Below are 4,573 nucleotides of genomic sequence, written 5' to 3' on the forward strand. Positions count from 1 at the left end.
CCCGAACGGCGAGGCCTATTTCGACCTGGGCTGGACGGTGGTCGCCGGTGAAATCGCGACGGAGGCCGAACCCTGCGACGCCGTCACGGCGGTGCGCGCGGGGCCGTCCGACGCCGACCCGACGGCCAGGACCGAATTGGAGGCCGCGCCCTGCAACGGCCGCATCCGCGTCACCCCTGTCCGCCCGACGTCGGCGCCCGAAGGCTAGGCGTCCAGCTTCGCGCGCGCCTGACGGGTGGCGTCCGCGCGTCGAAAGTCGTAACCGGTCGGCCCGCAAGACGAGGACGCCGATGCCGACCGACTTCTACGCCCGCGTGCGCTCAACGCTCGACGAGATCGACCAGCAGGGCCTGACCAAGCCGGAGCGGGTGATCGCCTCGCGCCAGGGGCCGGAGATCACCGTCGGCGGCCGGCAGGTGCTAAACTTCTGCGCCAACAACTACCTCGGCCTGGCGGGCGACGAGCGGGTCGTGCAGGCGGGGATCGAGGCGCAGAATCGCTGGGGCGCGGGCACCGCCTCGGTGCGGTTCATCTGCGGCACGCTGGAGATCCACAAGGAGCTGGAGCGGGCCATCGCCGATTACCTCGGCTTTGAGGACACCATCCTGTTCGCCGCCGCCTTCGACGCCAACGGCGGCATCTTCGAGCCGCTGTTCGGGGAGGAGGACGCGATCGTCTCCGACAGCCTGAACCACGCCTCGATCCTCGACGGCGTGCGGCTGTGCAAGGCCAAGCGCTACCGCTTCGCCAACTCCGACATGGACGAGCTGGAAAGCCAGCTGAAGGCGGCCCGGGCCGCCGGCGCGCGCGACATCATCATCGCCACCGACGGCGCGTTCTCGATGGACGGCTATATCGCCAGGCTGAAGGACATCCGGGCGCTGGCTGACAAATACGACGCCCTGATCATGGTCGACGACTGCCACGCGACGGGCTTCCTGGGCCCGCAGGGACGCGGCTCGTACGCGCACCACGGCGTGGAGGTGGATTTCGTCACCGGCACCTTCGGCAAGGCGTTGGGCGGGGCCATGGGCGGCTTCATCTGCGCCCGGTCCGAGGTCGTGGCTCTGCTAAAGCAGCGGGCGCGGCCGTATCTGTTCTCCAATGCGCTCGCGCCGGCGGTGTGCGGCTCGAGCCTGGAGGCCATCCGCATCGCCCAGGGGGCCGAGGGCGACAAGCTGCGCGAACAGGTGTTCGCCAACGCCGGCCGCTATCGCGCCGCCATGAGCGAGGCGGGCTTCAGCCTGCTGGAGGGCGAGCACCCTATCATCCCGGTCATGCTCGGCGACGCCAAGCTGGCCCAGGACATGGCCGCGCGGATGCTGGAGCTCGGCGTCTATGTGATCGGCTTCAGCTTCCCGGTGGTGCCGCGCGGCCAGGCGCGCATCCGCACGCAGATGTCGGCGGCGCACACCTTCGAGCAGATCGACCGGACGGTCGATGCGTTCAAACAAGCCGGACGTGAGTTGGGAGTGATCGCATGACGCAGACGATGAAGGCCCTGGCCAAGACCAAGCCCGCCGAGGGGCTGGACCTGATCGAGGCGCCGGTTCCGACCCCCGGCCCGGAGGATGTGCTGATCCGCGTCAAGCGCACGGCCGTGTGCGGCACCGACATCCACATCTGGAACTGGGACGAGTGGTCCCAGAAGAACGTGCCCGTTCCGATGATCACCGGCCACGAGTTCGCCGGCGAGATCGTCGAGATCGGCAAGGACGTCGACCGCCGGCTCAAGGTCGGCCAGCGCGTCTCGGCCGAGGGCCACGTCATCGACCTCAACTCCGAGGCGGCGCGGGCGGGCCACTTCCACCTGGACCCCGACACGCGCGGCATCGGCGTGAACCGCCAGGGCGCCTTCGCCGAATATGTCGTGGCGCCGGCCTTCAACGTCATCGAGCTGCCCGACGATGTGCCCTATGAGATCGGCTCCATCCTCGATCCCTTCGGCAACGCGGTGCACACCGCCCAGCAGTTCGACCTGCTCGGCGAGGACGTGCTGGTCACCGGCGCCGGGCCCATCGGCATGATGGCGGCCGCCGTAGCCCGCCATGCGGGCGCGCGGACCGTGGTCCTGACCGACATCAACGACTTCCGCCTGGAGCTGGCCCAGAAGGTCGCGCCGGGCGTGCGCACCGTGAACACGATGAACGAGGACCTCCACGACGTCATGAAGGAGCTGGGCCTGAAGGTCGGCTTCGACGTGGCGCTGGAGATGTCCGGCTCGCCCATCGCCTTCAAGCAGTGCGTCGACACCCTGATCATGGGCGGCGGCATGGCGCTCCTGGGCATCCCGTCCAGGCCCATGGAGACCGACTGGGGCCAGATCATCCTCAAGGCCCTGACCATCAAGGGCGTCTACGGCCGCGAGATGTTCACCACTTGGCGCAAAATGCTGGGCCTGCTGAAGGCCGGGCTGGACCTGACGCCGCTCATCACACACCAGATGCCCTACGAGAACTACCGCGAGGGCTTCGAGGCCATGAAGTCCGGCAAGTCGGGCAAGGTGGTGCTGAACTGGGAGAACGCGGCGGCCTGAGCCGCCGCGCCTTGTAGGGATCAGGCCGTCGCGGCGTCCTTGCCGGTGTGACGGAAGACGATCCAGACGAACATCAGCATCGACAGCAGCACCAGCGTCGGGCCGACGATGAGGCCGATGGAGCCGTAGCTCTCCAGGCCCTGGACATGCAGCAAATAGGCGGCCAGCGCGGTGGTCATGACCAGCACGCCGGCGACGTTGGTCCAGAAGTGGATCTTCGGCACCAGACCGACCGCAGCCGAGGGCTGGGCCCGGTAGAACAGGCCGTACAGGAACATCGCCACCCAGCCGAGCAGGTTGACGTGCGCATGCACCGGCGAGGCGGTGAACTCTTGCGAAGCGCCCATGTAGTAGCCGAGCGAAATGCCCACGAGGCCGAACAGGACGCCGACCCGCAGGAATGCGTTGGACAGGTTCATGATGATCTCCCCCGGCGGAAAAAACCGCCGTTCCCGGGCCGGATTACAATGGTTTATAGGCGACTCGGCAAGAGGCGCGATGAGAGGGCTTGACGCGTCTCTAATGTTTCCATAATCGTAGAATTATGGAAACGAATGAAGCCGTCCAACGTCTCTCCGCCCTGGCTCAGGAAGGCCGCCTGTCGGTCTTCCGCATGCTCGTCCGGGCCGGAGAAAGCGGCCTGCCGGCGGGCGAGATCGCGCGCGCGGCGGGGGTTCCCGCCAACACCCTGTCGGCCCAGCTCAACCTGCTGGTCTCAGCCGGCCTGGTGACCCGGCGTCGGGACGGACGATCGATCGTCTACACGGCCGACTACGCCGGCATGAGCGAGCTGATTCTCCACCTGATGGAGGACTGCTGCCAGGGCCGGGCCGAGGTCTGCCGACCCGTCGCCGAGGCGGCCGGCCGTTGCCGCCCGCAACCTGCACAAGGAAACGCCTGATGAAACGCCTGCACGTCCACGTCGCCGTGGAAGACCTCGACCGGTCGATCGGCTTCTATTCGGCCCTGTTCGGGGCCGAGCCCGCCGTCCTCAAGGGCGACTACGCCAAATGGATGCTCGAAGACCCGCGCGTGAACTTCGCCATCTCCAACCGGGGCCGCCCGGGCGGCGTCGACCACCTGGGCATCCAGGCCGAGACGGGCGAAGAGCTGGCCGAACTGGCCGGACGCCTGAAGGCGGCGGGCGAGACGACCGTGGACGAGGCGGCGACCTGCTGCTGCTACGCCCGCTCCGACAAGAGCTGGGTTAAGGACCCATCGGGCCTGTCGTGGGAGACCTTCCACACCTTCGGCGAGTCGACGGTCTACGGCGGGGACCAGCCGGACCTCGAGATCGCCCCGGCCATGGCCTGCTGCCCCACGCCGGCGGCCCAGCCTGAAGCCGCCTGCTGCTGATCCCGATGAGCGCTGCCGCTGACGCCAGCCTCGAGCCGCCGAGACGCGAAGGGTACGGCCCGGTCCGGCGGCTCGCCGCCGAGGCGCTCGGGACCGCCCTGCTGCTCGCGGTGGTGGTGGGCTCCGGCGTCATGGGCGAGCGGCTCGCGGACGGGAACGTGGCCATCGCGCTCCTGGCCAACACCCTCGCCACCGGCGCGGGGCTGGTGGTGCTGATCACGGTCTTCGGGCCGTTGTCCGGTGCCCATTTCAATCCGGCGGTGACCCTGGTGTTCGCCCTGCGCGGGGAAATCAGGGCCCGTCTGGCCGCGGCCTATGCGGCGGCTCAGGTCGTCGGCGGCGTGCTCGGCGTCTGGCTGGCCCACCTGATGTTCGCCGAGCCAGTCCTGCAGATGTCGACCAAGCTGCGGGACGGTCCCGCCCAGGCGCTGTCGGAGGGCGTCGCCGCCTTCGGCCTGGTAGGAGTCATCCTCGGCTGCCTCAGGTTCCGGCCGGACGCCACGCCCACGATGGTCGGCCTGTACATCACCGCCGCCTACTGGTTCACGGCCTCCACCTCCTTCGCCAATCCGGCGGTGACCGTCGCGCGCTCCCTGTCGGACACCTTCGCCGGCATCGCGCCGAGCTCCGCCCCGGCCTTCATCGCCGCCCAGCTCGCGGGCGCGGTCCTAGCCGCCTATC

The 4,573-nt window shown here is 68.8% G+C and carries 6 protein-coding genes and 1 pseudogene; 6 read left to right on the forward strand and 1 reads right to left on the reverse strand.

Features of this window, described 5'->3' with window-relative positions:
- From Q0M60_RS08905 to tdh, 3 genes and pseudogenes are all read left to right on the forward strand, one after another.
- Positions 1–208 (forward strand): annotated as a pseudogene (locus tag Q0M60_RS08905) (hypothetical protein); the annotation flags it as partial.
- Positions 209–290: 82 nt separating this feature from the next.
- Positions 291–1,484 carry a glycine C-acetyltransferase gene (locus Q0M60_RS08910; protein WP_296818415.1) on the forward strand — a complete coding sequence of 398 codons (1,194 nt, stop codon included), beginning with the start codon at positions 291–293 and terminating at the stop codon, positions 1,482–1,484.
- Between the two features lie 8 nt (positions 1,485–1,492).
- Complete coding sequence (gene tdh, locus Q0M60_RS08915) at positions 1,493–2,536, forward strand: L-threonine 3-dehydrogenase (RefSeq protein WP_366855749.1); 1,044 nt, start codon at positions 1,493–1,495, stop codon at positions 2,534–2,536.
- Between the two features lie 20 nt (positions 2,537–2,556).
- Here the strand turns inward: tdh and Q0M60_RS08920 are convergent, their stop codons facing one another.
- A complete protein-coding gene (locus Q0M60_RS08920; RefSeq protein WP_296818417.1) occupies positions 2,557–2,955 on the reverse strand; it encodes a hypothetical protein in 399 nt (132 codons plus the stop codon).
- Between the two features lie 125 nt (positions 2,956–3,080).
- Here Q0M60_RS08920 and Q0M60_RS08925 point away from each other — a divergent pair, with 125 nt between their 5' ends.
- From Q0M60_RS08925 to Q0M60_RS08935, 3 genes are all read left to right on the forward strand, one after another.
- Positions 3,081–3,437 (forward strand): metalloregulator ArsR/SmtB family transcription factor, encoded by a 357-nt coding sequence (locus tag Q0M60_RS08925; protein WP_296818419.1) that lies wholly within the window; start codon positions 3,081–3,083, stop codon positions 3,435–3,437.
- Positions 3,437–3,892, forward strand: coding sequence for an ArsI/CadI family heavy metal resistance metalloenzyme (locus Q0M60_RS08930; protein WP_296818421.1), 456 nt, complete (start codon positions 3,437–3,439; stop codon positions 3,890–3,892). The genes Q0M60_RS08925 and Q0M60_RS08930 overlap by 1 nt, the downstream gene beginning before the upstream one ends.
- A 5-nt stretch (positions 3,893–3,897) precedes the next feature.
- Positions 3,898–4,573 (forward strand): MIP/aquaporin family protein (locus Q0M60_RS08935; RefSeq protein WP_296818424.1); only part of this gene is annotated, 676 nt, incomplete at its 3' end.

Origin of the sequence: Brevundimonas sp. (assembly GCF_024711105.1) — a bacterium.
In the GTDB taxonomy this organism is placed as follows: Bacteria; Pseudomonadota; Alphaproteobacteria; order Caulobacterales; family Caulobacteraceae; genus Brevundimonas.

Coding starts and splice junctions, on each gene's coding strand:
- Q0M60_RS08930 (WP_296818421.1), top strand. CDS start 3,437: ATGAAACGCCTGCACGTCCACGTCGCCGTGGAAGACCTCGACCGGTCG.
- tdh (WP_366855749.1), top strand. CDS start 1,493: ATGAAGGCCCTGGCCAAGACCAAGCCCGCCGAGGGGCTGGACCTGATC.
- Q0M60_RS08925 (WP_296818419.1), top strand. CDS start 3,081: ATGGAAACGAATGAAGCCGTCCAACGTCTCTCCGCCCTGGCTCAGGAA.
- Q0M60_RS08910 (WP_296818415.1), top strand. CDS start 291: ATGCCGACCGACTTCTACGCCCGCGTGCGCTCAACGCTCGACGAGATC.
- Q0M60_RS08920 (WP_296818417.1), bottom strand. CDS start 2,955: ATGAACCTGTCCAACGCATTCCTGCGGGTCGGCGTCCTGTTCGGCCTC.